We start from the raw sequence: 24,025 nt of genomic DNA on the forward strand, positions 1-24,025 counted from the left end.
GCGCGGGCCCGTCGGGCGAGCGTCACCCCCGCGCGCGTGCCGCGTGCTGTTCCAGGAAGCCCGTCACCTCGTCGGCACGCCGGTGCGGCAGCAGCAGCCGGGCGGTGGTCGCGAGCATGCACGCGATCCGCGACGACTGGACCTCGTCCAGAAGGGCGAGGACCCGCAGGCCCGCCGCCGCGGCCTCGTCCGGGCGGCCCGCGCGGGCCAAGTCGTCGGCGAGCTCCGCCGTGTACAGCGCGATGTTCCGCGTGAACTCGGGCGTCTGCTCCGCCGCCACGTCCGCCGCGCGCTGCGCGTGCCGGGCCGCGCGCTCCCACTGGCCGAGCGCCGACCAGCACTGCGCCTCCAGGCCCGCGAGCTCCGCGGCGCCGTAGAAGGTCATCCACTCCGGGTCGCCCTCGGCGGGGCCGCGGTCGAACAGGGCGTGCGCGCGGGTGAGCGCTTGGCGGCAGCCCGCGCGGTCGCCGAGCCCGGCCCAGCCGCCCGCCTCGCGCAGCGCGAGCAGGGACAGGAACCGGGGCGAGTCCAGGTGCCGGGCGGCCCGCGCCGCGGCCTGCGCCGCCCGCACCGCCTCCCGGGGCCTGCCCGCGTCCCTGGCCAGGAAAGCCGTGTTGCAGAACGCGTGCGCCTCCAGGGCGGGATCCCCGGCCATCCGTGCCGTCGCGAGCGCCTCCGCGTAGTGCGAGCGGGCGTCGTCGAAGCGGCCGGAGTCGTGCGCGAGCCAGCCGACGGAGATCGCGAGCTCGCCCGCGCCCGCGTAGAGCCGGGCGGCCACCGCCTGCCCGGCCTGCCGGGTGGTGCCCGCGTCGAGCAGGGCGTAGGCGGTGCGCAGCGGGGCGGCCGCCCGCCGGTAGAGGCCGTCGGCGCCGTGCCGGTCGTCGAGCAGGCGGATCTCGCGGACGGCCTCCTCGACGGCGTGCACCTCGTGCTTGTCCGCCGGGCGGTACCGGCGCGACTCGTGGGCGCGCGCCTCGGCGGCGCCGCCCAGCGGGAGCCCGGCGGCCCCCAGGGAGGCGACGGCCACGGTGGCCGTGCCGCTGGTCATGAATGCGCGACGCCGCACGTCGCTCTCCTCGGTGCTGAAGGTGTTGTCGCTGTCACTGGCGCGCGGGTACCTCGGGTCGTGGCCGTCATGCGCGCGGTCGGTGGCCGCCCCGCGCGCGTCGCCCGCGGCCCGTGCCCCCCGGCCCCGGACGGCCGCGCGTGGCGCGAAGCCCAGGTCCGTCAGCGTCCGGCCGGGGAACATGTGCAGGAACACCCGTTCGTACGCGTAGTTGGGGCAGCGGATCTCGCCCGCCTCCACGCGGCCGACGTACCGCGCGTCACAGCTGACCCGCTCGCCGATCTCGCGCGCGGCCCGTCGCACCGCGGCCGCGAACTCGCCCGGGGAGCGCTGCCCGCGCAGCTGCCGGAACGCGACATTCGGACGCGGAGGCGGAGTTGACGATGCCGATGACGACGACACCATGCCGGATCCTCTCGCTGGCGACCGGGCGGCCCCCGGGAGCCGTGCTGGACCGTGGGGGCCGTGCTGGACCGTGGCACGCCGTTTCCGCACGTTCGGTCCGGTGCGCCGGCCGGAGCCGACCGTGCCGACCGGTGCGGACTTGTTCCGGCGGAGCATGCAACGTACCCGCTGTGAACCGGTCACCACGCGGAGTTTGGCTACAAACCGGATATCTCACCCGTGATCTGCCATGAACTGCCATCCTTTGCGGCGGCGTGGCGCCGTAGCTGTTGACGCCCCGGCGCGTTGAACCATGCGGAGAGGGAGCGACGCCGCTTCCGCCCTGGCGAGGAGGTTCCCTTGTTGGAGTTCGGCATGGAGAACAGCGAATCCGGGGGCGCGCTGACGACGGCCCGGCATCGGCCGAGCCAGGACCGCAGCGCGGGACCCGGCCGCGACGGCCTCGACGGTTACGAGGACCCGGACGGTCACGAGGAGTGCGACCTCGTGACCGTACCCGCGCGGCAAGGGCTCGAGGCCGTCGACATTCTGCGCCGGGGGGGCGGTGAGGAGGCCGTGGGGCCCGTGCTGCACGACGGTGGGTGCGACACCCTCGGGTTCCTCGTGCCGCCCGGCACGGCGGACGGGTGGGATCTGCCCGGCAGCGCCTGTACCCAGACCTTCGGGCGGGGTGTCGCCGTGGCCCGGGACCCCGATCCGGTGCCCGCGCCGCCCGTCGCCGGGACGGGGTGGCTCCTGCCGCCCGGGGAGACGGACCCCGTGACCGACCCCGCTGTGCTGCGGGCCGCGCTGGGGGAGGCCGCCCGCATGATCGAGGCCGCGGACAACTGCCGGTGAGGGGGTAGCGGGGGCTGCGCCCCTCGCCCCGCCCCTCGCCGCTTCGCGGCTCGTCCTCGCGCCGGACGGGCCGATATCGGGCGGGTGTTCGGTACAGCGTTGATAATGGGTGTGTGGCACGGAATCGGCGGGGACGGTCGGCGCGGGAAGCACTCGTCGAGGAGGTGGACGGAGGGCTTGCCGAGCTGATACCCGACCGGGAGCGGCCCCGCGGGTGGACGCTGCTCGTCGACGGCGCGCCGCAGTCGCACGTCGACCTGGACGACCCCGCCCACCTCGGGTTCGAGTACCAGCGCCGGATCGGTCACATCGTCGACCTCGTCGCGCCGCCCGGGCGGCCCGTGCACGTGCTGCACCTCGGCGGTGGTGCCCTCACCCTCGCCCGGTACGTCGCCGCGACCCGGCCCCGCTCCACCCAGCAGGTCGTCGAACGCGACACCGCCCTCGTCCAACTCGTCCGCCGCGCCCTGCCCCTCGACCCCGGCGCCCGCATCCGCATACGCGGCACCGACGCGCGCGAAGGGCTCGCCAAGACCCCCGACGGCTGGGCCGACCTCGTCATAGCCGATGTGTTCAGCGGCGCCCGCACCCCCGCCCACCTCACCACCGCGGAATTCCTCGGCGACGTCCGCAGGGCCCTGAAGCCCACCGGCTGGTACGCCGCCAACCTCGCCGACGGCCCGCCGCTCGCCTATCTGCGCGGCCAACTCGCCACCGCCGCCACCGTCTTCCCCGAACTCGCCCTCGTCGCCGATCCGGCGGTCCTGCGCGGCAAACGCTTCGGCAACGCCGTGCTCCTCGGCGCCGGACACCCCCTGCCCATCGCCGAACTCACCCGGCGCAGCGCCGGGGACCCGCACCCGGCCCGGGTCGAACACGGGCCCGCGCTCGGCGCGTTCAGCGGCGGCGCCGCAGCCGTCACCGACGCCAGCGCGGTGGCCTCGCCCGCGCCGCCGCCGTCGGTGTTCCGCTGACGGCCGTACCTCAGTACGTGGTGACGTCGACCCTCGGCGCGTGGTCGTGCCACGTGCAGAACACCGAGACGCGGTCCGCTCCCGAGGTGTACTCCACGCGGATCCACGTAGGGGCCTTCCACACCTGCATCGACCAGCCCGCCGCCGGTGCCGCCGACACCAGCGTCGCGGAGGCCTCGCCCAGGTCGAAGACGACGCGCCCGCCCTCGGTGTGGTAGCCCTTGACGCTGCTCGACCGGGACGGCGACGGGTGCGGTCCCGGGCGTTCCGGGGCCGGGCGCCGCGGGGTCTTCGCGGGCTTCGGGGTCTTCGTCGGGCGGGGGCGCTCGGACCCGGACGGCTTGCCGGACTCCTTCGGCTTCGAGGGGCCCGCGGTCGGCTCCGGGCGGTGCGTGGACGACGACTGCGGCAGCGCCGACCGGTCGCCGGACATCAGGGGCAGCGCGCGCGGCGGATCGTACGCCGTGCCCGCCATCACCGTGCGCACACCCCACCACGACAACGTGACCGCCGCGCCCGTGGCGAGCGACCACGCGATGGTGTGTACGAGACCTCTGCGCATCGCGGGCCATAGTGCACCACCCGCCGCGCCCAGGACCAGGAGTCGAGGCTTCCGCTCGGCTCCGGCACACACCCCGGCACCGGACATCGGCCCCAAGTCCGGGCCAAAAGTCCCGCCCGGCACCCGTGTCCCCCGAATGGCGTACGGTGCCGCCCATGGCAAGTGTGCTCGTCGTCGAGGACGACCAGTTCGTACGCTCGGCCCTCATCCGGCACCTCACCGACGCCTCCCACACGGTACGGAGCGTCGGCACCGCCCTGGAGGCGCTGCGCGAGGTCGCCCATTTCCGGTTCGACCTGGTCATCCTGGACCTCGGGCTGCCCGACCTCGACGGGGCCGAGGCGCTGAAGATGCTGCGCGGCATCACCGACGTACCCGTGATCATCGCGACCGCGCGCGACGACGAGGCGGAGATCGTGCGGCTCCTCAACGACGGCGCCGACGACTACCTGACCAAGCCGTTCTCCGTCGAGCACCTGTCCGCGCGCATGACCGCCGTGCTCCGGCGCTCGCGCGGCTCCGGATCGGGCAACGGCGACGCGTCGCCCCGGCCCGTGCTCCAGGTCGGCGGCCTCACCGTCGACCCGCTGCGCCGCCAGGCCCAGTTGGACGGCGCCCGGCTCGACCTGACCCGGCGCGAGTTCGACCTGCTCGCCTTCCTCGCCGGGCGGCCCGGCGTCGTCGTACCGCGCAAGGAACTGCTAGCCGAGGTCTGGCAGCAGAGCTACGGCGACGACCAGACCATCGACGTCCATCTGTCCTGGCTGCGCAGGAAACTGGGCGAGACCGCCGCCAACCCCCGCTATCTGCACACCTTGCGGGGCGTCGGCGTGAAGCTGGAGCCACCGCAGTGACCCGCGCCCGGCGGGCGGGAGCCGCGCCGTGAGGTGGGCGCTCGTGCGGGTGTGCCTGGCCGTCACCACGATGGTCGTGGCCGCGTTCGCCATCCCGCTGGGCCTCGTCATCCAGGAGATGGCCCGCGACCGCGCCTTCTCGGCCGCCGAACGGCACGCCGCCGGCATGGGCCCGACCCTCTCCATCACCACCGACCGCGCCCAGCTCACCCGGGCCGTCGCCACCTCCGAGGCGGGCGGCGACGGGCGGATGGCCGTGTACGTGCCGGCCGTCGGCGAGCAGCCGGCGCTGCGGATCGGTGACCGTCGCGCCGCCGCCCGCGACGTGGCCGCGACCCGGGCGGAGGGGCGGGCGCGGACCGCGGGCGTGCCCGGCGGCTTCGCGCTGCTGCAGCCCTTCGGGCTGAGCTCCGGCGAGATCGCCGTCGTCGAGATCTTCGTGCCGGAGAGCGAGGTCAGCAACGGCGTGACCACGGCGTGGCTGGTGCTCGCGGGCGTCGGCGTGGCGCTCGTCATCGGGTCCGTCGCGGTCGCCGACCGCCTCGGCGTGCGCATGGTCCAGCCCGCCCGGCGGCTCGTGGGCGCCGCGCACGACCTCGGCGAGGGCAAGCTCGGCGCGCGGGTTCCGGAGGACGGGCCGACCGAACTGCGGCTCGCCGCCGTCGCGTTCAACTCCATGGCCGACCAGGTCGTCCAGCTCCTCGCCAACGAGCGGGAACTCGCGGCCGACCTGTCGCACCGGCTGCGTACCCCGCTGACGGTCCTGCGCCTGAACGCCGCCTCGCTCGGCGACGGCGCCGCCGCCGAACAGACCCGGACCGCCGTCGAACGCCTCGAACGCGAGGTCGACACCATCATCCGTACGGCACGGGACGCGAAGCCGCAGACGGCGGCCGGTGTGCACACCGGGCCCGGCGCCGGGTGCGACGCCGCCGAGGTGATCCGCGAACGGATGGAGTTCTGGTCGGCGCTCGCCGAGGACGAGGGGCGCGAGGCGCGGGTCGCCGGGGTGGAGCAGCCGGTGTGGATCCCGGTGGCACGGGCGGACCTGGTCGCCGCGGTGGACGCCCTCCTCGGCAACGTTTTCCGGCACACGCGGGAGGGCGCAGCCTTCGCCGTGGACGTGCACAGCGGCGAGGACGCGGTGATCGTGCTCGTCTCCGACGCCGGGGGCGGGATCGCCGACCCCGGGGCCGCACTCGCCCGCGGCACCTCCGGGGCCGCGACCGGCACGACGGGGTCCACCGGCCTCGGCCTCGACATCGTCCGCCGCCTCGCGGAGTCCACCGGCGGCGATGTGCGCATCGGCCGCTCGGTCCTCGGGGGTACGGAGGTGCGCCTCTGGATCCAGCGGGACCCGCGGCGGCCCGCGGCCGGGGGGCGGGGGCGGCGGGGGGCCGTGCGGCGGCGCAGGCGGGTGCGGGCGGAGCAGGGGGCGAAGTCCCGCGCGGACTAACCTTTCCCGACCCCGATCCCACTCTTAAGCCAACCCTAAGATCGTCAACTGGAGCCCGCTAAGCCCCTTTTGTCGTCTGCGGCCGGGCTAACGTGCGAGCGGTCCCACCCCCGCACCCCCCGAAGAGGCAGGCTCCATGAGCACCCACCGTCGCAGGATCACAGGCAGGCAGAAGGCCGTGGGCGCCGTCGTCACGGCGGCCGTCGTCGGTGGCGGTGCCTTCCTGCTGTCCGGCACGGCCCAGGCGGCCTCCGTCGGCGCCGCGTACACGAAGACCAGCGACTGGTCGGGCGGATACACCGCGCAGTACGTCGTCAAGAACAGCTCCGACCGGGCCAAGGCCGACTGGACCCTGGAGTTCGAGCTGCCCGCGGGCACGAAGCTCAGCTCGCTGTGGAACGCCGAGCACAAGGTCGAGGGGCGCCGGGTCACCGTCACCCCGCCCAAGTGGGACAAGGAGCTGGCCCCCGGCGAGTCGGTGACGGTCGGGTTCGTCGTGTCCGGCGCCGCCGACCCGGTCACGTGCCTGATCGACGGCGCCAAGTGCGCGACCGACGACGACGCGGCCCCCGAGCCCTCCGGCCGCCCCACCGAGAAGCCCACCCAGGACCCGACCGGCGAGCCGACGGGCAAGCCCACCGGCAAGCCGACCCAGAAGCCCACCCCGACCTCCACCCCGACCCCCACCAGGATTCCCGGCGCTCCCGGCGAGGGCACCGGCAGCAAGGGCGCCGCCAAGTTCGCCCCCTTCGTCGACACCTCCCTCGCCCCGGCCTACGACCTCGTGGGCACCGCCGCGAAGACCGGCGTGAAGGAGTTCAACCTGGCCTTCGTCACCTCCGGCGGCGGCTGCGAACCCCTGTGGGGCGGCAGCACCGCGCTCGGCGACGACAAGGTGGCCGCCCAGATCGGCGACCTGCGCGCCAAGGGCGGTGACGTCCGGGTGTCCTTCGGCGGCGCGGCGGGCTCCGAACTGGGTCTGCGCTGCGACAGCGCGGGCGCCCTCGCCAAGGCGTACGGCAAGGTCATCGACGCGTACAAGCTGACCAAGGTCGACTTCGACATCGAGGGCGCGGCCCTGCCGGACACCGCCGCCAACTCCCGCCGCGCTCAGGCCGTCGCCGCCCTCCAGAAGGACCACCCGGGGCTCGACGTCTCCTTCACGCTGCCGGTGATGCCCGAAGGCCTGACCCAGCCGGGCGTCGACCTGCTCGCCGACGCGAAGAAGAACGGCGTGAGGATCTCCGCCGTGAACATCATGGCCATGGACTACGGGCCGGCCTACAGCGACGACATGGGGACCTACGCCACCCAGGCGGCGACCGCGACCCAGGCGCAGATCAAGGGCGTACTCGGCCTGTCGGACGCGCAGGCCTGGAAGACCGTCGCGGTCACTCCCATGATCGGCGTCAACGACGTCACCACGGAGATCTTCAAGGTCGACGACGCCACCCAGCTGGTGAAGTTCGCCAAGGACAAGGGGATCGGCTGGCTGTCGATGTGGTCGTCGACGCGCGACAAGGCCTGCCCGGGCGGCTCCGGCGGCGTCCAGCCGACGTGCTCGTCGATCGAGCAGGACCCGCTGGCGTTCACGAAGGCGTTCGCCGCGTACCAGTAGCCGATCCCACGGCCGCTTCCCCCCGGTAGCCACCGCATCCCCCCAGTAGCCACTGCATCCCCCCACACGCGCCCCGGCCGGCACCTTCCCCCACCCGGCCGGGGCGCACCTCTCTCACTCCTCGGCCGCGCGCAGCTCCCCGCTCGCCGCCAACTTCCCGTACCAGTGGGCGCTCGACTTCGGCGTCCGCGCCTGGGTCTCGTAGTCGACGTACACCGCCCCGAACCGCTTGCTGTAGCCGTACGCCCACTCGAAGTTGTCCATCAGCGACCAGAGGAAGTAGCCGCGTACGTCGGCGCCCGCGAGGATCGCCTCGTGCACGGCGGCGAGGTGGCCGTGCAGATAGCGGATTCGGTCGGGGTCGTGGACCCGGCCGCCCGCGCCCGGCTTGTCGTCGTAGGCCGCGCCGTTCTCCGTCACGAAAAGGGGAACCCCGGGGGCCTGAGCGGTGTACTCAAGGAGAAGGTCCTTCAGGCCGGTGGGGTCCACCGGCCAGTCCATGGCGGTGAGTTCACCGGGCGCCCGGTGGAAGGAGACGCAGTCGGCGCCCGGCCAGGGGGAGTGGTCGGCGGCGCCGTGCCCGTCGAGGCGGGGTCCGGGCGCGGGCGGGGCGGCCGACACGACAGCGGGGGAGTAGTAGTTGATGCCGAGGAAGTCCAGCGGCTGCCGGGCGGTGGCCAGGTCGCGGTCGCGCACGAAGGACCAGTCCGTGATCCGCGCGGTGTCGGCGAGCAGATCGTCGTCGTACGTCCCGCGGAGCATCGGCCCGGTGAAGACGCGGTTGGCGAGCGCGTCGATGCGGCGCCGCGCGTCGAGATCCGCGGCGGACGGGGTCAGCGGGCGCACGGCGCTCGGGTTGAGGCAGACGCCGACCCGGGCGCGGGTCGGCAGCGCCGCGCGCAGCGCCCGGACGCCCAGGCCGTGGGCGAGGTTGAGGTGATGCGCCGCGCGCAGGGCGGCCGCGGGGTCGGTGCGGCCGGGCGCGTGCACGCCCGATCCATAGCCGAGGAACGCGCTGCACCATGGCTCGTTGAGGGTCGCCCACAGCTCCACGCGGTCGCCGAGCGCCCCGGCGACGAGGCCCGCGTACTCCTCGAAGCGGTAGGCCGTGTCCCGCTCCGGCCAGCCGCCGCCCGCCGGGGAGCCGCTGGGGAAGGCCGACTCCAGGTCCTGGGGCAGGTCCCAGTGGTAGAGCGTCACCATCGGCGTGATGCCGTGCGCGAGCAGCTCGTCGACGAGGGCGCGGTAGAAGTCGAGACCGCGCTGCACCGCGGGCCCGCGCCCGGTGGGCTGCACCCGGGGCCACGACACGGAGAAGCGGTACGCACCGATCCCGAGGTCGGCCATCAGCCGCACGTCCTCGCGCCACCGGTGGAAGTGGTCGCAGGCCACGTCCCCGGTGTCAGCGCCGAGCACCTTCCCCGGCGTATGGCTGAAGGTGTCCCAGATCGACGGCGTCCTGCCGTCCTCCCGCACCGCCCCCTCGATCTGGTACGCGGCGGTGGCGGCGCCCCACAGAAAGGAGGGCGGAAACCGCAGGCCGTCGCGGGACTCGGCGGGGGACGTCGCGTCGGACTTCACATCGGGCATGGAAGCGCTCCCATGGGTCGTACGGAAAGGACGAGAGGGGGTGGGGCACACGGGACGTGGCGGTCAGCCCTTGACGGCGCCCTGCATGATGCCGCCCACGATCTGCTTGCCGAACAGGACGAAGGCGATGAGCAGCGGCAGCGTGCCGAGCAGCGCGCCCGCCATGATCACGGACTGGTCGGGGATCTGGCCGCGGCCGAGTCCGGCGAGGGCCACCTGCACGGTCGGTTCGCCGCCCTGCGTCAGCGCGATGATGGGCCAGAAGAAGTCGTTCCAGGCCATGACGAAGGTCAGCATGCCGAGGACGGCCATCGCGGGCCGGGCCGCGGGGAACACCACGTGCCAGATCAGCCGCAGACTGCTGGCGCCGTCGACGCGGGCGGCCTCGATCACCTCGGTGGGCAGCGCCTCGATGAGGTACTGCCGCATGAAGAACACCCCGAAGGCGCTCACCAGCGTCGGCAGGATCACCGACTGCAGCTGATCGGTCCAGCCGAACTCCGCCACCATCATGAACAGCGGTACGACACTGAGCTGCGGCGGCACCATCATCGTGCCGACCACGAGCAGCAGGAGCAGCCCCCGGAAGCGGAACCGCAGCTTGGCGAAGGCGAAGCCCGCGAGGGTGGAGAAGAGCACGGTGCCCACGGTGATGGTGCCCGCCACCACCAGGGTGTTGAGCAGGGCCGTGCCCATGTTGGCGTCGGTCCAGGCGATCTCCAGGTTCTTGAAGAGGTTCCCGCCGAACCAGAAGGGCGGGGGCGTCTCGGCGAGCCGCGTGTTGTTGCGGGACGCGGCGATGGCGGTCCACACCAGGGGGAAGAGGGAGCCGATGGTGAACAGGATCAGTACGGCGTAGGCCAGCTTGCCGCCGTGCAGTTGGCGTCCGGCGCCGCGTTTCTTGAGGCTTGCCACGTCATCCCCTCACGCGCTTCTGCGGATCCAGCGGCTGATCGCCCAGTTGAGCAGGCCGATCAGGACGAGAATGAGGAACATGGTCCAGGCGATCGCCGAGGACCGGCCCAGGTGCTGGTTGAACCAGCCCTGTTCGTACAGATAGAGACCCAGCGTCTGGAACTGGTGGTCGGAGCCGCCGGTGGGGCTCGCGCCCTGGCTGAACAGGAGCGGCTCGCCGAAGAGCTGGGTCGCCCCGATCGTCGAGACCACGCAGGTGAACAGGATCGTCGGCCGCAGCGAGGGAATCGTGACGTGCCGGAACTGCTGCCAGCGGCTCGCGCCGTCCAGCGCCGCCGACTCGTACAGATCGTTGGGGATGGCCTGCATCGCGGCGAGGTAGATCAGCGCGTTGTAGCCCGTCCACCGCCAGATGACGATCGAGGAGACGGCGATCTGGGCGGTCCAGTCGCCGTTCTGCCAGTCCACGGCGTCGACCCCGACGAGGCCGAGCGCCCAGTTGATCATGCCGTGGTCGGTGCGGCTGAACATGAGCACGAAGACGAGCGTCGCCGCGGCCACGGAGGTGGCGTAGGGGGTGAGGATCGCGACGCGGAAGAACATCGAGCCGCGCAGCCGGTAGTGCAGGAGGTGGGCGAGGCCGAGCGCCATCAACAGCTGCGGCACGGTCGAGATGAGGCCGATGGTGAAGGTGTTGCGCAGCGCGTTCCAGAAGAATTCGTCCTCCAGGAGCCGCGAGAAGTTGCGCAGCCCCACCCACTCCATGTCCGTGGGCGTCCCCAGCTCGACGCGGTGCAGCGAGGCCCACCCCGTGTAGAGCAGCGGGAAGAGCCCGAAGGCGATGAAGAAGAGGAAGAAGGGCGCGATGAGGGCGTAGGGACTCCACTTCATGTCCCAGCGGTAGCGGCGGCTGCGCCGGGCGCGGCGGCGTTCGGCCGCCGGGTCGGCGAGCGGCGCCCCGGCCCGTGCGCGGGGCGCCGCGCCCTCCTCCCCCGTGGAGGGCGCGGCGGTACGGGTGTCGCTCGGGATGTCGGTCACCGGATGATCACTGGTCCAGTGCGTTGTCGATCGTCTTCATCGCCTTGTCCCAGGCCTTGTCGGGAGACGTGCCCTTCTGGTCGACGCCGAGCATCCCGGTGTCGGCCAGGTACTGGGAGATGATCCCGTCCTTGGGGCCGATGGGCTGGACCGGTACGCCCTCGGCGGCCTTGGCGAAGATCTGTCCGACCGGGGCGTCGCCGAAGTAGGGGTTCTTGGCGTCCTTCACCTCGGGCAGGTCGTAGGCGGCCTCGGCGCTCGGGAAGCTGGCCCGCTTGTCGAACAGCTTGGCCTGCTGCTTCGGGGCGGTCAGCCAGGCGACGAGCTTGGCGGCCTCCTCCTTGTTCTTGCCGGCCTCGGGCACGGTCAGGAAGGAGCCGCCCCAGTTGCTGGGCTTCGGCGCGGCGGCGACGTCCCACTGGTCCTCGCCCTTGTCGCCCGCCTTGTCCTTGATGTAGCCGAGCATCCAGGGCGGGCAGGTCACGGTGGCGAAGGACGCGTTGGAGAAGGCCTGGTCCCAACTGGGCTGGAACTGCTGGAGCTTGGCGGTGAGCCCGGACTCGGCGAACTCGGCCGCGAGGTCCCAGCCCGCCTTGACGCCCGCGCTGTCCTTGTAGATCAGCTCGCCTTCGGCGTCGTAGAACTTCTCCTTGCCGGAGCCGTGCACGGCGGCCATCACACCGGTGGCGCCGTCGACGAAGGCGGTGCCCTCGGGCGCCTTCTCCTTGAACCGCTTGCCCGCCTCCAGGTACTTGTTCCAGTCGCCCGCCCACAGCTTGCCGACCGCTTCGCGGTCCGTCGGCAGCCCGGCCTTCTTGAACAGGTCCTTGCGGTAGCAGATGCCGGTCGGCCCGATGTCGGTGCCGAGGGCGATGGTCTTGCCGTCGTCGGTGGTGCCCTGCTGCCACTTCCAGTCGAGGTAGGCGCCCTTGTCCACGCCCTGGGTCTTGCCGAGGTCCATCAGCTTGCCGGAGTGGGTGCCGGTCAGCTCGGCGATGTTGCCGACCTCGACGGCCTGGATGTCGGAGAGGCCGCTGCCGCTGCTGAGGTGGGTGAGCAGGGCGGGCCAGTAGTTCTCGTTGCGCTGTACGGAGTTCTGCTTGATGTCGATGTCCGGGTTGAGCTTCTCGTACTCCTCGTACAGCCCGGCCTCCTGCAGGCCGAAGGCGCCGAACACCCCGACGGTCAGGGTCGTCCTGCCCTTGCCGCCCCCGCCGTCCCCGCCGCCCCCCGAGGAGCCGCCCGGCTCGTCGGAGTCCTCCGCGCAGCCGGCGAGCAGTCCGGCGGCGAGAGCGGTGGCGGCCGCGAGGACCACGGCCGTGCGGGACGTTCGAGTCCTGTAGCGCATTGCGTCCTCCTGGTCCCAGACGTACCGACAGCCGGTCAACTCTCGTATGAAATGGGCGAGTTGGTGGGGAATGGCGCGTACGGGACGTGCGGGTCATGTAAGAGCCGAGTAGGGTGGGAGCGCTCCCATGTGTGATGCCTTGAAGGGTCGCGGCTCGCCCGGGGGGTGTCAAGGCACCGGACGTCGGGAGTTGCGGGCCGTCGGCGCCGTCGCTGGTGGTCGTGGCCCTGCTGTTAGATTCGCGTCGTGGGGAGGCACTGATGGGGAGTGGTCAGCCCAGGGGGCGCGGCGGGGCTCGGCCCACGCTGGAGGAGGTCGCCGCGCGGGCGGGGGTCGGGCGCGGCACGGTGTCCCGGGTGATCAACGGTTCGCCCCGGGTGAGCGAGCAGACGCGCGCGGCCGTCGAGGAGGCGGTGGCGGAGCTCGGCTATGTCCCGAACACGGCGGCCCGGGCGCTCGCCGCGAACCGCACGGACTCGATCGCCGTGGTCGTCCCGGAGCCGGAGTCCCGGTTCTTCGCCGAGCCGTACTTCTCGGACATCATCCACGGCGTGGGCAGCGCGCTCGCGGAGACGGACATGCAGCTCCTGCTGACCTTCGCGGGCGGCGACCGGGAGCGCCGCAGCCTCGCCCAGTACCTGTCCGCGCACCGCGTGGACGGCGTCCTCCTCGTCTCCGTCCACGCCGACGACCCGCTGCCCGACCTGCTGCAGCAGCTCGGCATCCCGGCCGTGATCAGCGGCCGCCGCTCGGCCGATGAGCCCCTCGCCTCGGTGGACTCCGACAACTTCGCGGGCGCCCGCGCGGCCGTCGGCCACCTCCTCGACCGGGGCCGGCGCACGATAGCCACGATCACGGGGCGCCTGGACGTGTACGGCGCCCAGCGCCGCCTCGACGGCTACCGCGACGCCCTCACCGAGGCGGGCCACGCCGTCGAGGAGGCCCTGATAGCCCGCGGCGACTTCACCGAGGACGGCGGTCGCCGCGCCATGACCGAGCTCCTGGCCCGCCGCCCCGACCTGGACGCGGTCTTCGCCGGTTCGGACGTCATGGCCGCGGGCGCCCGCCAGATCCTCCGCGAGGCCGGCCGCCGCATACCGGACGACGTGGCCCTGGTCGGCTTCGACGACTCCGCCATCGCCCGCCACATGGACCCGCCCCTGACCAGCGTCCGCCAGCCCATCACGGAGATGGGCCGCACCATGACGGACGTCCTCCTCGCAGAGATCGCCGACACCCGCCCGGCAGCGGCCCGCCACCTCACCCGCCAGCAGATCGTGCTGCCTACGGAGCTGGTGTGCAGGGCGTCGTCGTGAGGGCCCTCCGGCGCCGTGCGCGGGCGGGCTCGGGCGGCACGGCCTGGCGTGCACCTTTCACGTTGCGGAGAGATGCTTGAGGTATTAGCCCCGCGCGCCACCTGGGGGCGTCATGCCAGCTCAGCGACCTCCTGCCGGACCACCGCCGAGTGGGTGGGGGCGGCGGCCGCCGAGTGGGCCGCCGAGTGGGCCACTGAGCGGGCCGTCCCGAGGGCAGCGTCCTCCGCCGCACGGGAAGCGGCTCGGGCGGGTGATTCTGTACGTGGCCTTGATCGCTGTCGTCCTGGTGGCGATCGTGGTGGCGCTGGTGCTCGCCGGTGGCGGTGGCGAGGAGAAGCCGCCTGACCAGGGCCCTGCCCAGGAGCAGACCGCCCCGTCGGAGCCGGATGCGCGTGCCGACGCGCGGCTCACCAAGTGCTCGGTGGATCCGAGCACCCGCTGGCCCACCGCTGAGTTGCGTATTACCAACCACAGCTCGAAGACGTCCGACTACTCGGTCGAGGTGGAGTTCGTCGGTGCCGACGGCGTGCGTATCGCCGAGGGGGTCGCTGTCACGAGCAATTTGGCGCCGGACCGGGCGGCGAACGAGTCCGCGGTCGGGATTCGGCAGACGTCGGGAAAGGTCGTCTGCCGGATCACGGATGTGACGCGGTTTGCGTCGCCCTAGGCCGTGCCGAGCGCGAGCGGGAAACGCATCGGCCCCCGACTCGTTTTCACGAATCAGGGGCCGATCCTTCAGGGTGAGTGACGGGACTTGAACCCGCGGCCACCTGGACCACAACCAGGTGCTCTACCAACTGAGCTACACCCACCACGGGCCGGTCTTTGTCGTTCTTCCGACCGGCCGAGAAAAAGTGTACAGGGTCCGAAGGGGTGCTCGCGCACGCCTTTCACGGACCCCGTACACGGGGTGCCTGGGAGGGCTAATCCGCAGGCAGGACGTGCTTCGCGGCGATCGACTTGGCGGTGTCCGAGTCGGGCCCGGGCTGCGGGACGAAGATCGCCTCGCGGTAGTAGCGCAGCTCCGCGATGGACTCGCGGATGTCGGCGAGGGCGCGGTGGTTGCCGTTCTTGTCCGGGCTGTTGAAGTACGCCCGCGGGTACCAGCGCCGGGCCAGCTCCTTGATGGAGGAGACGTCCACGATGCGGTAGTGCAGGAAGTCCTCGAGGGTCGGCATGTCCCGCAGCAGGAAGCCGCGGTCCGTGCCGACCGAGTTGCCGCACAGCGGGGCCTTGCGGGGCTCCTTCACGTGCTGCCGGATGTAGGCGAGGACCTGCTCCTCGGCGTCGGCCAGCGTGGTGCCGCCGGCCAGCACGTCGAGGAGTCCCGAGGTGGTGTGCATCTGCCGCACCACCTCGGGCATGGTCTCCAGGGCCGCGTCCGGCGGGCGGATCACGATGTCCACACCTTCGCCGAGCACGTTCAGTTCCGAGTCGGTGACCAGCGCGGCCACCTCGATAAGTGCGTCATCCGTCAGCGAGAGCCCGGTCATCTCGCAGTCGATCCACACCATGCGATCGTTCATGCGCCCAACCCTACGGCGCGCTCCTCTGACCGGGCAGGGGAGCGCGACCCGGCGCGTACGCGTCGGAGTGGAGCTTGCCCGAATCCATCGGCAGGGACGCCGTGGCCCCGAGCGAGCTCGCGGCGGCCGTGCGCCGGGTCTGGGACGGGACGGGGCCCGGTGTCAGCCCCGGGGACCCGCCCGGACCTGGCCCCGGCCCGTCCGTGGCGACCACCGAGGAGCCGGCGGAGACGGCGGCCGCGGCCGTGGGCGCGGCCGACGGTGCCGACGCCCCTGCCGCCGCTGACTCCAGGGACCGCTCGTTCTGCGGCCGCCGCGCCCGGTACGCCGCGCGGTACGCTGCGGGCGAGGAGCCGAGCTGGCGCCGGAAGTGGCCGCGCAGGGCGACGGGCGAGCGGAACCCGCAGCGCCCGGCGACCTCGTCCACGGAGTAGTCGGAGGTCTCCAGGAGCCGCTGTGCCTGCAGCACCCGCTGAGTGATCAGCCACTGCAGGGGAGCGCTCCCGGTCAGCGAGCGGAACCGCCGGTCGAAGGTGCGCCTGCTCATGTAGGCGCGGGCGGCCAGCGTCTCCACGTCGAACTGCTCGTGAAGGTGTTCGAGCGCCCAGGCGACGACCTCGGCGAGCGGGTCGGCGCCGATCTCCTCCGGCAGCGACCGGTCCAGATAGCGTTCCTGGCCGCCGGCCCGGCGCGGTGGCACGACCAGCCTGCGGGCGAGCGCGCCCGCCGCCTCATTGCCGTGATCCGTGCGCACGATGTGCAGACAGAGATCAATTCCGGCCGCGGTGCCGGCCGACGTCAGCACATCGCCGTCGTCGACGAACAGCTCGCGCGGATCGACGTGCACGGACGGATAGCGCTTGGCCAGCGTCGGCGCGTACATCCAGTGCGTCGTCGCCGGTCGGCCGTCCAGTAAACCGGCCGCGGCCAGGACGAACGCGCCGGTGCACAGTCCTACGATGCGCGCGCCCTCCTCGTGCGCGCGGCGCAGCGCGTCGAGTGCCTCCAACGGGGGCGGCGATGTGATCGAGCGCCAGGCCGGCACCACGACGGTGCCCGCCCGCGAGATCGCCTCCAGCCCGTGGGGCGCGGTCAGTTCGAGTCCGCCGGTGGTCCGCAGCGGCCCCTCTTCACCGGCGCACACGAGCAGCCGGTACCGGGGTACTCCCGCGTCCTGCCGGTCAATGCCGAACACGGAGAGAGGTATGGAACTCTCGAAAATGGGACCACCGCTGAAGAGCAGCACCGCGACGATCTCCCGACGTCGCCGCCCGGAGAGCTTCCGCGCCGCGGCTTCCTGCACGGCAGTGGAGTCGTGGCTCATGGTGCTAAGCCCCCCTTGGTCGTCGCGGCTCCCTGTTCTTGACGTGCTTTCTGGGCCTGTCGCTCCTGCACGTTTCCCCTCGGTCCTCCACCAGTCCCCCGCCGTACTACAGTCAAGATCGAATCTACTGCGTCACGTGACGCCGCTGTGACCAGTTCAGCACCCGGCGCATTGTCGACATGGCAACTTGGCGTGAAGCATTCGATCACGAAGCGTCGCACTCACGGGCCGCGCAGGGAAGTGCGCCTTGTGCCAGTGGCCGGTCAACGTAGGGTGCAGAGGCCTTCCGCGCTCCTTTCACCCCTGGTGAGACGTGGGTTGACCCCCCGTTCCGCCAGGGAATGCCGACGGCCGGGAAGTTGGCTGAAAACGTTCGGAGGAGTGCGTGGGAATCAGTCAGTCCACCGGCGCATCGGCACCCGGACGGCGGCCGCCCCGATGCGCCCCCGGCGCCTGCCGCTGACGCCGTCCGCGCGCGGCCGCGCCCCGCTGCGCACGGGCTCGCGCCGCCCCGCGCTCGGACTGCTGCAGAAGCACCCGGCACACCCCGGTCACGGCGGCGAGCCCCAGGGCCGCCCCGCCCGCGCCGGCCAGCGAGGTCCCGTACCCGACCAGGACCACCGGAACCAGGACGCAGGAGAAGGCCGCCCAGCGCACCACGTCGCTCGCCGACTCCTGCGGGGCGGGCACCGGAGCCCGCGCGGGGCGGGGTGCGGGGACCGAGGGGGCCCGGCGCTCGCGCGCCCCCTCGGATGCACGGCGGCGGGTGGTGGCTGCGGTGACCGGGGCGGCGGTGGACGGTCCTGGCACGGCGTGCTCCCTGCGGCAGTGGTTTCGCACGGTGTGGCGGTGGCGGCGGATGTCTCCGAAAGAGTGGTTTCACGGGTTCAACGCGCGGCCGACCGGCCGGTCACTGGCCTGAAGGGGCCGCGCGCGCGAACCGGGCGCAAACCGCCTGTACGGGGCAGCCGCCATTGCCATCCGAGCCGGGCTCATGCATGCTCCGGTGAACGCCGTGAGGCCTCAGGGAGGCCTTGTGCGGGCCTTGTGCCGGCCCGCGGCGGCGCCCCGGGGCCGGCACCGGGCGGGTCCCGGCGGGGGCCTGGACGAGGCTCGTCGAGAGCTGGGCAGGAGAGGAGTGCGGCCGTACCCTTGGGGGTAAGGGGTTGGGAAGGTGATTCCCGGACACACGTCCGGTGAAGTGCACGGTCACGGTGCCCGACCTGCGGTGACCCGCACACATCCGAACCCGCCCGTACCTGCTTCTACCTGCTTCGTACCTGTTTCTCTCTGCTCGTACCGCCCTGTTCCCTACCGCGCACCCAGATCGCGCATCCGAAAAAAGCCGACCCTCCCACAGAGGACTCCTTCGCCGAGACACCGATGGCCGGTCACGAATTCTCCGAACCCGCGAACCGCAAGCGGCAGGTCGCCGATCCGAGCGCGACCCCCCAAGCGGCGGAAGAACCACGTCACTCCTGCGATCCCGCCTTCCGGCACGGTGTCGTCGTCGGCTTCGACGGCTCGACATCCAGCGAGCGGGCCCTCGCCTACGCGATCGGGATGGCACATCGATCCGGCTCCGGCCTGATCATCGTCCACGTCGCCAACCGGCTGCCCACCACGGTCTGGGCGGGCTGTGAGCCACCGGTCTTCGTCGACGTCCCGGACCACCGCACCGAAGTCCTCGGGCTCGAACTGGCCTGCGCCGAGTATCTGTCGGAAGTGCCCTGGATCCTGGTCGAGCGCGGCGGCGACATCTGCCACGAACTCGAAGAGGTCGGCAGGGAGTACTCCGCGGACGCCATCGTCGTCGGCTCGACACATGGGATCGTGGGGCGCATCTTCGGCTCGGTCGCGGGCCGGCTCGCGCGCCGTGCGCAACGGCCCGTCGTCGTCATCCCCTAGCTTCGCAACTCCCTTTCGTCCCAGGCGGGATGAGTGGTGCGGGGGGAGTCGGACGCTCTTCGGCGGCGCATAAATCTACTCGCGCGTAGAGGTGGTTTGTTCCCTTGTGAAGGGTACATACCGCTTGGTGGGGCAGAACCACGGCCCAGTGCCCGTGCGGCGGCGTCCGACGGTTCCACGTCGGCGCGCGCGGCGTATGCCCTGCAGGTCGGGGGTGACGGCCACCGGCAGCAGGCGCGGGCCGGGGGAATGGGCGACCCCGGTCCCTCGAGGAACGGTCCCCTGTGCGCTTGGTGGCACACACAGGGGACCGTTCATGGGCGCGGACTACTCCACGGTGACCGACTTCGCCAGGTTGCGCGGCTTGTCGATGTCCCGGCCGAGGGCCAGCGCCGTGTGGTACGCGAGCAGCTGGAGCGGGATGCCCATCAGGATCGGGTCGAGCTCGTCCTCGTTCTTCGGGACGACGATCGTGTGGTCGGCCTTCTCCTGCTCCCGGTGGGCGACCGCGAGGATCTTGCCGCTGCGGGCCTTGATCTCCTCCAGGGCCGCGCGGTTCTTCTCCAGGAGGTCGTCGTCGGGGACGATCGCGACGGTCGGCAGGGCGGGCTCGATCAGGGCGAGCGGGCCGTGCTTCAGCTCGGACGCGGGGTAGGCCTCCGCGTGGATGTAGGAGACCTCCTTGAGCTTCAGGGAGGCCTCGCGGGCCACCGGGTAGCCCCGCACCCGGCCGATGAACAGCATCGACTTGGCCTCGGCGAACTCCTGCGCGAGCTTCTTGATCTCGTCCTCGCGCTCCAGCATCTGCTCGATCTGCGCGGGCAGTTGGCGCAGGCCCGCGATGATCCGCTTGCCGTCGGAGACCGACAGGTCACGGATGCGGCCCAAGTGCAGGGCGAGCAGCGCGAAGGCGACGGTGGTGTTGGTGAAGCACTTCGTCGAGACGACGCAGACCTCCGGGCCCGCGTGCACGTACACGCCCGCGTCCGCCTCACGCGCGATCGCGGAGCCGACGACGTTGACGATGCCGAAGACCCGGGCGCCCTTGCGCTTCAGCTCCTGCACGGCCGCGAGCACGTCGTAGGTCTCGCCGGACTGGGAGACGGCGACGTACAGGGTGTCGGGGTCCACGACCGCGTTGCGGTAGCGGAACTCGGAGGCGGGCTCGGCGTCCGCGGGGATGCGGGCCAGCTCCTCGATCATCTGGGCGCCGATCATGCCCGCGTGGTACGAGGTGCCGCAGCCGAGGATCTTGACGCGGCGCACCTTGCGGGCGTCGTGCGCGTCCAGGTTCAGGCCGCCGAGGTGCACGGTGGAGAAGCGGTCGTCGATGCGGCCGCGCAGGACGCGGTCCACGGCGTCGGCCTGCTCGAAGATCTCCTTGTGCATGTACGTGTCGTGGCCGCCCATGTCGTACGACTCGGCCTCCCACTCCACGGTGGTCGGCTCGGCCGAGGTGCGCGAGCCCTCGGTGGTGTACGTGCGGTAGTCGTCGGCCTTGATGGTGGCCATCTCGCCGTCGTCGAGGGTGACGACCTGGCGGGTGTGCGAGACGAGGGCGGCGACGTCGGAGGCGACGAACATCTCCTTCTCGCCGATGCCGAGGACGACGGGCGAGCCGTTGCGGGCGACCACGATGCGGTCGTTGAAGTCGGAGTGCAGGACGGCGATGCCGTACGTGCCCTCGATGTGCCGCAGCGCCTCGCGGACCCGGTCCTCCAGCTTCTCGGCCTCGGAGCGGGCGATGAGGTGGGTGATCACCTCGGTGTCGGTCTCGGAGCGGAACTCGACGCCGTCGGCGATCAGCTTGGCGCGCAGCTCGGAGGCGTTGTCGATGATGCCGTTGTGGACGACGGCGACCTTGTTCTCGCCGTCCAGGTGGGGGTGGGCGTTCTCGTCGGAGGGAGCGCCGTGGGTGGCCCAGCGGGTGTGGGCGATGCCGGTGGTGCCGGTGAAGCGCTTGGGGACGCGGGCCTCCAGGTCGCGGACGCGGCCCTTGGCCTTGACCATCTTCAGGCCGGTGGCCTTCGGGCTGGTGATCACGACGCCCGCGGAGTCGTATCCGCGGTACTCCAGGCGCTGCAGGCCCTCCAGGAGGAGCGGGGCGACGTCACGCTTGCCGATATATCCGACGATTCCGCACATAAGGGTCCCTCGGGTTGGGGTGGACAGGGGTCAGCCGTAGACGATGCGGCGCAGCTGCCTGAGCGAGAGCTCGGGCGGCGCGACCGCGCGATAACGCAGGTCCGCCGCGATCCGCTCGAAGATCTCCGTGTTCACCAGGCCCTGACCCTGGAGCTCACGGTGGCGGCGGCGGACGAACGCCTCGGTCGTCTCGTCGAAGTACGCGAGCACGTCCTGGATCACCCGCAGCGCCTCGCCGCGGTGCAGCTGGGTGGAGCGCGTCAGGTGATCGACAAGTTCTTCGTGCACTCGATGATCCTGGGGTACGAGGGGAGCTTTCGCAAGAATCCTGCCCGATATCGGGCAGGAACGGCTTGGTCCGTACTTATGCAGGACCCTGGGCCCTGCGCACGCGCCCTCCTGCCCCTACTGCACGCCCCCGCGCGGGCCCTGCGCGCGCCCGGGTGCGCCCCTTTCACATCCGCTTCAGCACCGCCTGCTTGGCCGCCGTGAACTCCTCGTCCGTCAGGACCCCGCTCCGGTGCAGCTCGCCCAGCTCCCGCAGGCGCCGCAGGAGCGCGTCATGGCCGTCCTCGGCCGGGGCGGCGGGCAGGGCGGGCGCCGCGTCGGCGGGCGCGGCCTCCTGGGTGAGCGCCGCCTTCGTGGCGGCCGGGTGCGGCAGGCGGGCCTGTACGGCCGCCGCGACGAGCGCCATCAGCGGGTCCTTCTTGAAGCCCCACAGCTCCACCGAGTTCGGGTCGTACTTCGGCGGGGCCTTGGTGGGCGAGTTCTTCACCGTGAACCGCAGATAGCCGTTCTCCAGGCCTATGGCGGGCTGCCACTCCACGGCGGCCACGTCGGCGAGAGCGATCGAGCGGGTGCCGGATGCCGCCTTGGCCTCCTCCGTCTTCCAGTTCCACTCCAGGCGGATGTTCTCCCCGTCGAAGCTCACCGTCGCGTCGCCCGCGGCCACCTGCAGCGGCACCGAGGGGCCCGGCAGCAGATAGCTCTCGCAGCCCTTGGCGGGGACCTGCTCCAGGAGCAGCGCGTTGCGCACCTCGTCGACCACGTACTCCGCGACGCCGTACCGGTCCGACTCCACGGTCAGCTGGTACGGATCGGAGGCGTCGGCGAGCTTGCCGCCCGTCGCCTGGAGCAGCGGGTCCGCGCCGTCGCGCAGGCGCAGCCGCAACCGGCCGTTCTTCTTGCCCTGTTCGAAGGCGATGCCCGCCAAGGCCGCCACGGGCAGGGTGAGTTCACCGAGGGTCTTGCGCAGCAACGAGACGGCTTTGTCGCGGCCGGGCACGAGCCGCAGCGTCTCTCCGTCGAAGGTCCAGGTCCCGTCGCGCTGGATGATTTCCGCCATGAGCCGATTCTCGCACCGCAGGCCAGGGCGGGTGGTCTACACCTTGACCCGGTCTGGGGTGCGCGGTACGCATGGTGACGGTTCGACTGCGTCACATCCGCGTTGCCCGGCGAAGGGACCCGCTTGTGAGACAGCACCACAGAACTGCCTGCGTCATCGCCTCGCTCCTGCTGATCGCCGCCGCCGGCACGTCCTCGTCGGCGGCCGCCCCCACCAAGGCCCCGGACCGCGCCGGGCCCACGCCGCTCGGCCAGATCGTGCCCGCGCCGATGAAGGTCGAGCCGGGCGGCGCCGGGTTCGAGATCACCGCCAAGACCCTCATCCGCGTCGGCGGCGATCCCGACGAGCGCCGCATCGCCGAGTACTTGGCGGGCATCCTGCGCCCCTCGACCGGATACCGGCTCCCCGTCACCGACCGCGAGGGCGAGGGCGGCATCCGGCTGCGCATCAGCGCCGAGCCGGAGAACAAGGTCCTCGGCGGTACGGGCTACCGCGTGATCTCCACGCGCGGCTCCCTCACCATCACCTCCTGGTCGGCCACCGGTCTGCGCCACGGCGTGCAGACCGTGCGGCAGCAGCTGCCCGCCGCCGTCGAGAAGAAGACCCCGCAGCGCGGCCCGTGGCGCATCGCGGGCGGCACCATCAAGGACATGCCGCGCTACGCCTACCGCGGCGCGATGCTGGACGTGTCCCGGCACTTCTTCCCCGTCGAGCACGTCAAGCGCTACATCGACCAGCTGGCGCTCTACAAGATGAACAAGCTGCACCTGCACCTGAGCGACGACCAGGGCTGGCGCATCGCGATCGACTCCTGGCCGCGCCTGGCCACCTACGGCGGCTCCACGCAGGTCGGCGGCGGGCCCGGCGGCTACTACACCAAGGACCAGTACAAGGACATCGTCGCCTACGCGTCGTCCCGCGGCCTCCAGGTGATCCCGGAGATCGACATGCCGGGCCACACCAACGCGGCCCTCGCCTCGTACGCCGAACTGAACTGCAACGGCGTCGCGCCCCCGCTCTACACGGGCACGAACGTCGGCTTCAGCTCGCTGTGCGTCAACAAGGACGTGACGTACGAGTTCGTGGACGACGTCGTGCGGGAGCTGGCCGCCCTCACGCCCGGCGGGAGCGTCCACATCGGTGGTGACGAGGCGCACTCCACCAGCGACGAGGACTTCGTGACGTTCATGGGCAAGGTCCAGCCCGTCGTCGCCAAGTACGGCAAGACCGTGATGGGCTGGCACCAGCTGGCCGGGGCGAATCCGGCCAAGGACGCCGTCGTCCAGTACTGGGGCTACGACCGCACCGGCCAGGCCGAGCGCGACCAGGTCGTGAACGCGGCGAAGAAGGGCACCAAGCTGGTGCTCTCCCCGGCCGACCGCGCCTACCTCGACATGAAGTACGACAAGGACACCCCGCTCGGCCTGACCTGGGCGGGCTATGTCGAGGTGCAGCGGGCCTACGACTGGGATCCGGGCACGTATCTGCAAGGGGCCCCGGCCGACGCGGTCCTCGGCGTCGAGGCACCGCTGTGGACGGAGACCCTGTCCACGCCCGCGCACCTGGACTACATGGCGTTCCCGCGGCTTCCCGGGATCGCCGAACTCGGCTGGTCGCCCGCGGCCACGCACGACTGGGGCGCGTACAAGGGCCGGCTCGCGGGGCAGGCGCCGCGCTGGGACGCGCTCGGCATCAACTACTACAAGTCGCCGCAGGTTCCCTGGCCCGCCGAGCGGTAGCCACGGCACGAACGGCTGAGCGGGGCTCCGCGGGACCGTCCGCGGAGCCCCGCCCGGTC

General features: G+C 72.0%; 21 protein-coding genes and 1 tRNA gene. 9 read left to right on the top strand and 13 right to left on the bottom strand.

The genetic code is table 11. The features are described from left to right. Nucleotides 1-22: 22 nt before the first annotated feature. Nucleotides 23-1,471 (bottom strand): tetratricopeptide repeat protein, encoded by a 1,449-nt coding sequence (locus QUY26_RS25305; RefSeq protein WP_289950486.1) that lies wholly within the window; start codon nt 1,469-1,471, stop codon nt 23-25. A 354-nt stretch (nt 1,472-1,825) separates the two neighbouring features. Between QUY26_RS25305 and QUY26_RS25310 the strand changes: the two genes are divergently transcribed. Beyond that, nucleotides 1,826-2,308, top strand: coding sequence for a hypothetical protein (locus QUY26_RS25310; protein WP_289950489.1), 483 nt, complete (start codon nt 1,826-1,828; stop codon nt 2,306-2,308). Between the two features lie 113 nt (nt 2,309-2,421). After that, a complete protein-coding gene (locus QUY26_RS25315) occupies nt 2,422-3,282 on the top strand; it encodes a spermidine synthase (RefSeq protein WP_289950490.1) in 861 nt (286 codons plus the stop codon). Nucleotides 3,283-3,292: 10 nt separating this feature from the next. On the opposite strand, the gene QUY26_RS25320 is transcribed toward QUY26_RS25315, so the two are convergent. Further along, entirely contained in the window at nt 3,293-3,844 is a 552-nt protein-coding gene (locus tag QUY26_RS25320) for a hypothetical protein (protein WP_289950491.1), read from the bottom strand. 155 nt (nt 3,845-3,999) lie between these two features. On the opposite strand from QUY26_RS25320, the gene QUY26_RS25325 reads away from it, so the two are divergent. From QUY26_RS25325 to QUY26_RS25335, 3 genes are all read left to right on the top strand, one after another. Continuing rightward, entirely contained in the window at nt 4,000-4,698 is a 699-nt protein-coding gene (locus QUY26_RS25325; protein ID WP_289950492.1) for a response regulator transcription factor, read from the top strand. 28 nt (nt 4,699-4,726) lie between these two features. Continuing rightward, on the top strand, nt 4,727-6,154 hold the full coding sequence (locus QUY26_RS25330; RefSeq protein WP_289950494.1) for a sensor histidine kinase: 1,428 nt from the start codon (nt 4,727-4,729) through the stop codon (nt 6,152-6,154). 136 nt (nt 6,155-6,290) lie between these two features. After that, nucleotides 6,291-7,772, top strand: coding sequence for a cellulose binding domain-containing protein (locus QUY26_RS25335; RefSeq protein WP_289950496.1), 1,482 nt, complete (start codon nt 6,291-6,293; stop codon nt 7,770-7,772). 114 nt (nt 7,773-7,886) lie between these two features. Here QUY26_RS25335 and QUY26_RS25340 read toward each other — a convergent pair whose 3' ends face one another. The 4 genes from QUY26_RS25340 to QUY26_RS25355 form a co-directional block, all read right to left on the bottom strand. Continuing rightward, nucleotides 7,887-9,362: a GH1 family beta-glucosidase gene (locus QUY26_RS25340; RefSeq protein ID WP_289950498.1), complete on the bottom strand. Its 1,476-nt coding sequence runs from the start codon at nt 9,360-9,362 to the stop codon at nt 7,887-7,889. Between the two features lie 63 nt (nt 9,363-9,425). Then, nucleotides 9,426-10,277: a carbohydrate ABC transporter permease gene (locus tag QUY26_RS25345; RefSeq protein ID WP_289950501.1), complete on the bottom strand. Its 852-nt coding sequence runs from the start codon at nt 10,275-10,277 to the stop codon at nt 9,426-9,428. 9 nt (nt 10,278-10,286) lie between these two features. Then, nucleotides 10,287-11,315: a carbohydrate ABC transporter permease gene (locus QUY26_RS25350; protein ID WP_289950502.1), complete on the bottom strand. Its 1,029-nt coding sequence runs from the start codon at nt 11,313-11,315 to the stop codon at nt 10,287-10,289. Between the two features lie 7 nt (nt 11,316-11,322). Continuing rightward, complete coding sequence (locus tag QUY26_RS25355) at nt 11,323-12,663, bottom strand: ABC transporter substrate-binding protein (RefSeq protein WP_289950505.1); 1,341 nt, start codon at nt 12,661-12,663, stop codon at nt 11,323-11,325. A 260-nt stretch (nt 12,664-12,923) separates the two neighbouring features. Here QUY26_RS25355 and QUY26_RS25360 point away from each other — a divergent pair, with 260 nt between their 5' ends. Together QUY26_RS25360 and QUY26_RS25365 are read left to right on the top strand one after the other, a co-directional pair. Beyond that, nucleotides 12,924-13,979 carry a LacI family DNA-binding transcriptional regulator gene (locus QUY26_RS25360; protein WP_289950507.1) on the top strand — a complete coding sequence of 352 codons (1,056 nt, stop codon included), beginning with the start codon at nt 12,924-12,926 and terminating at the stop codon, nt 13,977-13,979. Between the two features lie 250 nt (nt 13,980-14,229). Further along, complete coding sequence (locus tag QUY26_RS25365; RefSeq protein WP_289950508.1) at nt 14,230-14,646, top strand: hypothetical protein; 417 nt, start codon at nt 14,230-14,232, stop codon at nt 14,644-14,646. Nucleotides 14,647-14,718: 72 nt separating this feature from the next. On the opposite strand, the gene QUY26_RS25370 is transcribed toward QUY26_RS25365, so the two are convergent. The 4 genes from QUY26_RS25370 to QUY26_RS25385 all read right to left on the bottom strand — a co-directional run bounded on the left by QUY26_RS25370 (nt 14,719) and on the right by QUY26_RS25385 (nt 17,639). Next, nucleotides 14,719-14,791 (bottom strand) — tRNA-His (locus tag QUY26_RS25370). A 111-nt stretch (nt 14,792-14,902) separates the two neighbouring features. Then, a complete protein-coding gene (orn, locus tag QUY26_RS25375) occupies nt 14,903-15,505 on the bottom strand; it encodes an oligoribonuclease (RefSeq protein ID WP_289950509.1) in 603 nt (200 codons plus the stop codon). Between the two features lie 10 nt (nt 15,506-15,515). Next, the gene (locus tag QUY26_RS25380) at nt 15,516-16,829 is read right to left on the bottom strand and encodes a helix-turn-helix domain-containing protein (RefSeq protein ID WP_289950511.1); all 1,314 of its coding nucleotides are present in this window, start codon (nt 16,827-16,829) and stop codon (nt 15,516-15,518) included. Between the two features lie 396 nt (nt 16,830-17,225). Further along, entirely contained in the window at nt 17,226-17,639 is a 414-nt protein-coding gene (locus QUY26_RS25385) for a hypothetical protein (protein WP_436840400.1), read from the bottom strand. A gap of 573 nt (nt 17,640-18,212) precedes the next feature. Here QUY26_RS25385 and QUY26_RS25390 point away from each other — a divergent pair. Beyond that, nucleotides 18,213-18,737 (top strand): universal stress protein, encoded by a 525-nt coding sequence (locus QUY26_RS25390; RefSeq protein ID WP_030360002.1) that lies wholly within the window; start codon nt 18,213-18,215, stop codon nt 18,735-18,737. A 327-nt stretch (nt 18,738-19,064) separates the two neighbouring features. Here QUY26_RS25390 and glmS read toward each other — a convergent pair whose 3' ends face one another. From glmS to QUY26_RS25405, 3 genes are all read right to left on the bottom strand, one after another. Continuing rightward, a complete protein-coding gene (glmS, locus tag QUY26_RS25395; protein WP_289950519.1) occupies nt 19,065-20,882 on the bottom strand; it encodes a glutamine--fructose-6-phosphate transaminase (isomerizing) in 1,818 nt (605 codons plus the stop codon). Between the two features lie 30 nt (nt 20,883-20,912). After that, nucleotides 20,913-21,170 carry a hypothetical protein gene (locus QUY26_RS25400; RefSeq protein WP_289950522.1) on the bottom strand — a complete coding sequence of 86 codons (258 nt, stop codon included), beginning with the start codon at nt 21,168-21,170 and terminating at the stop codon, nt 20,913-20,915. 166 nt (nt 21,171-21,336) lie between these two features. Next, nucleotides 21,337-22,227 (bottom strand): DUF4429 domain-containing protein, encoded by an 891-nt coding sequence (locus QUY26_RS25405; RefSeq protein ID WP_289950523.1) that lies wholly within the window; start codon nt 22,225-22,227, stop codon nt 21,337-21,339. Between the two features lie 125 nt (nt 22,228-22,352). On the opposite strand from QUY26_RS25405, the gene QUY26_RS25410 reads away from it, so the two are divergent. Next, nucleotides 22,353-23,966, top strand: a complete 1,614-nt coding sequence (locus QUY26_RS25410) for a beta-N-acetylhexosaminidase (protein ID WP_289950525.1) — start codon at nt 22,353-22,355, stop codon at nt 23,964-23,966. Nucleotides 23,967-24,025 lie beyond the last annotated feature (59 nt).

Source organism: Streptomyces flavofungini (assembly GCF_030388665.1).
Classification (GTDB): Bacteria; Actinomycetota; Actinomycetes; order Streptomycetales; family Streptomycetaceae; genus Streptomyces; species Streptomyces flavofungini_A.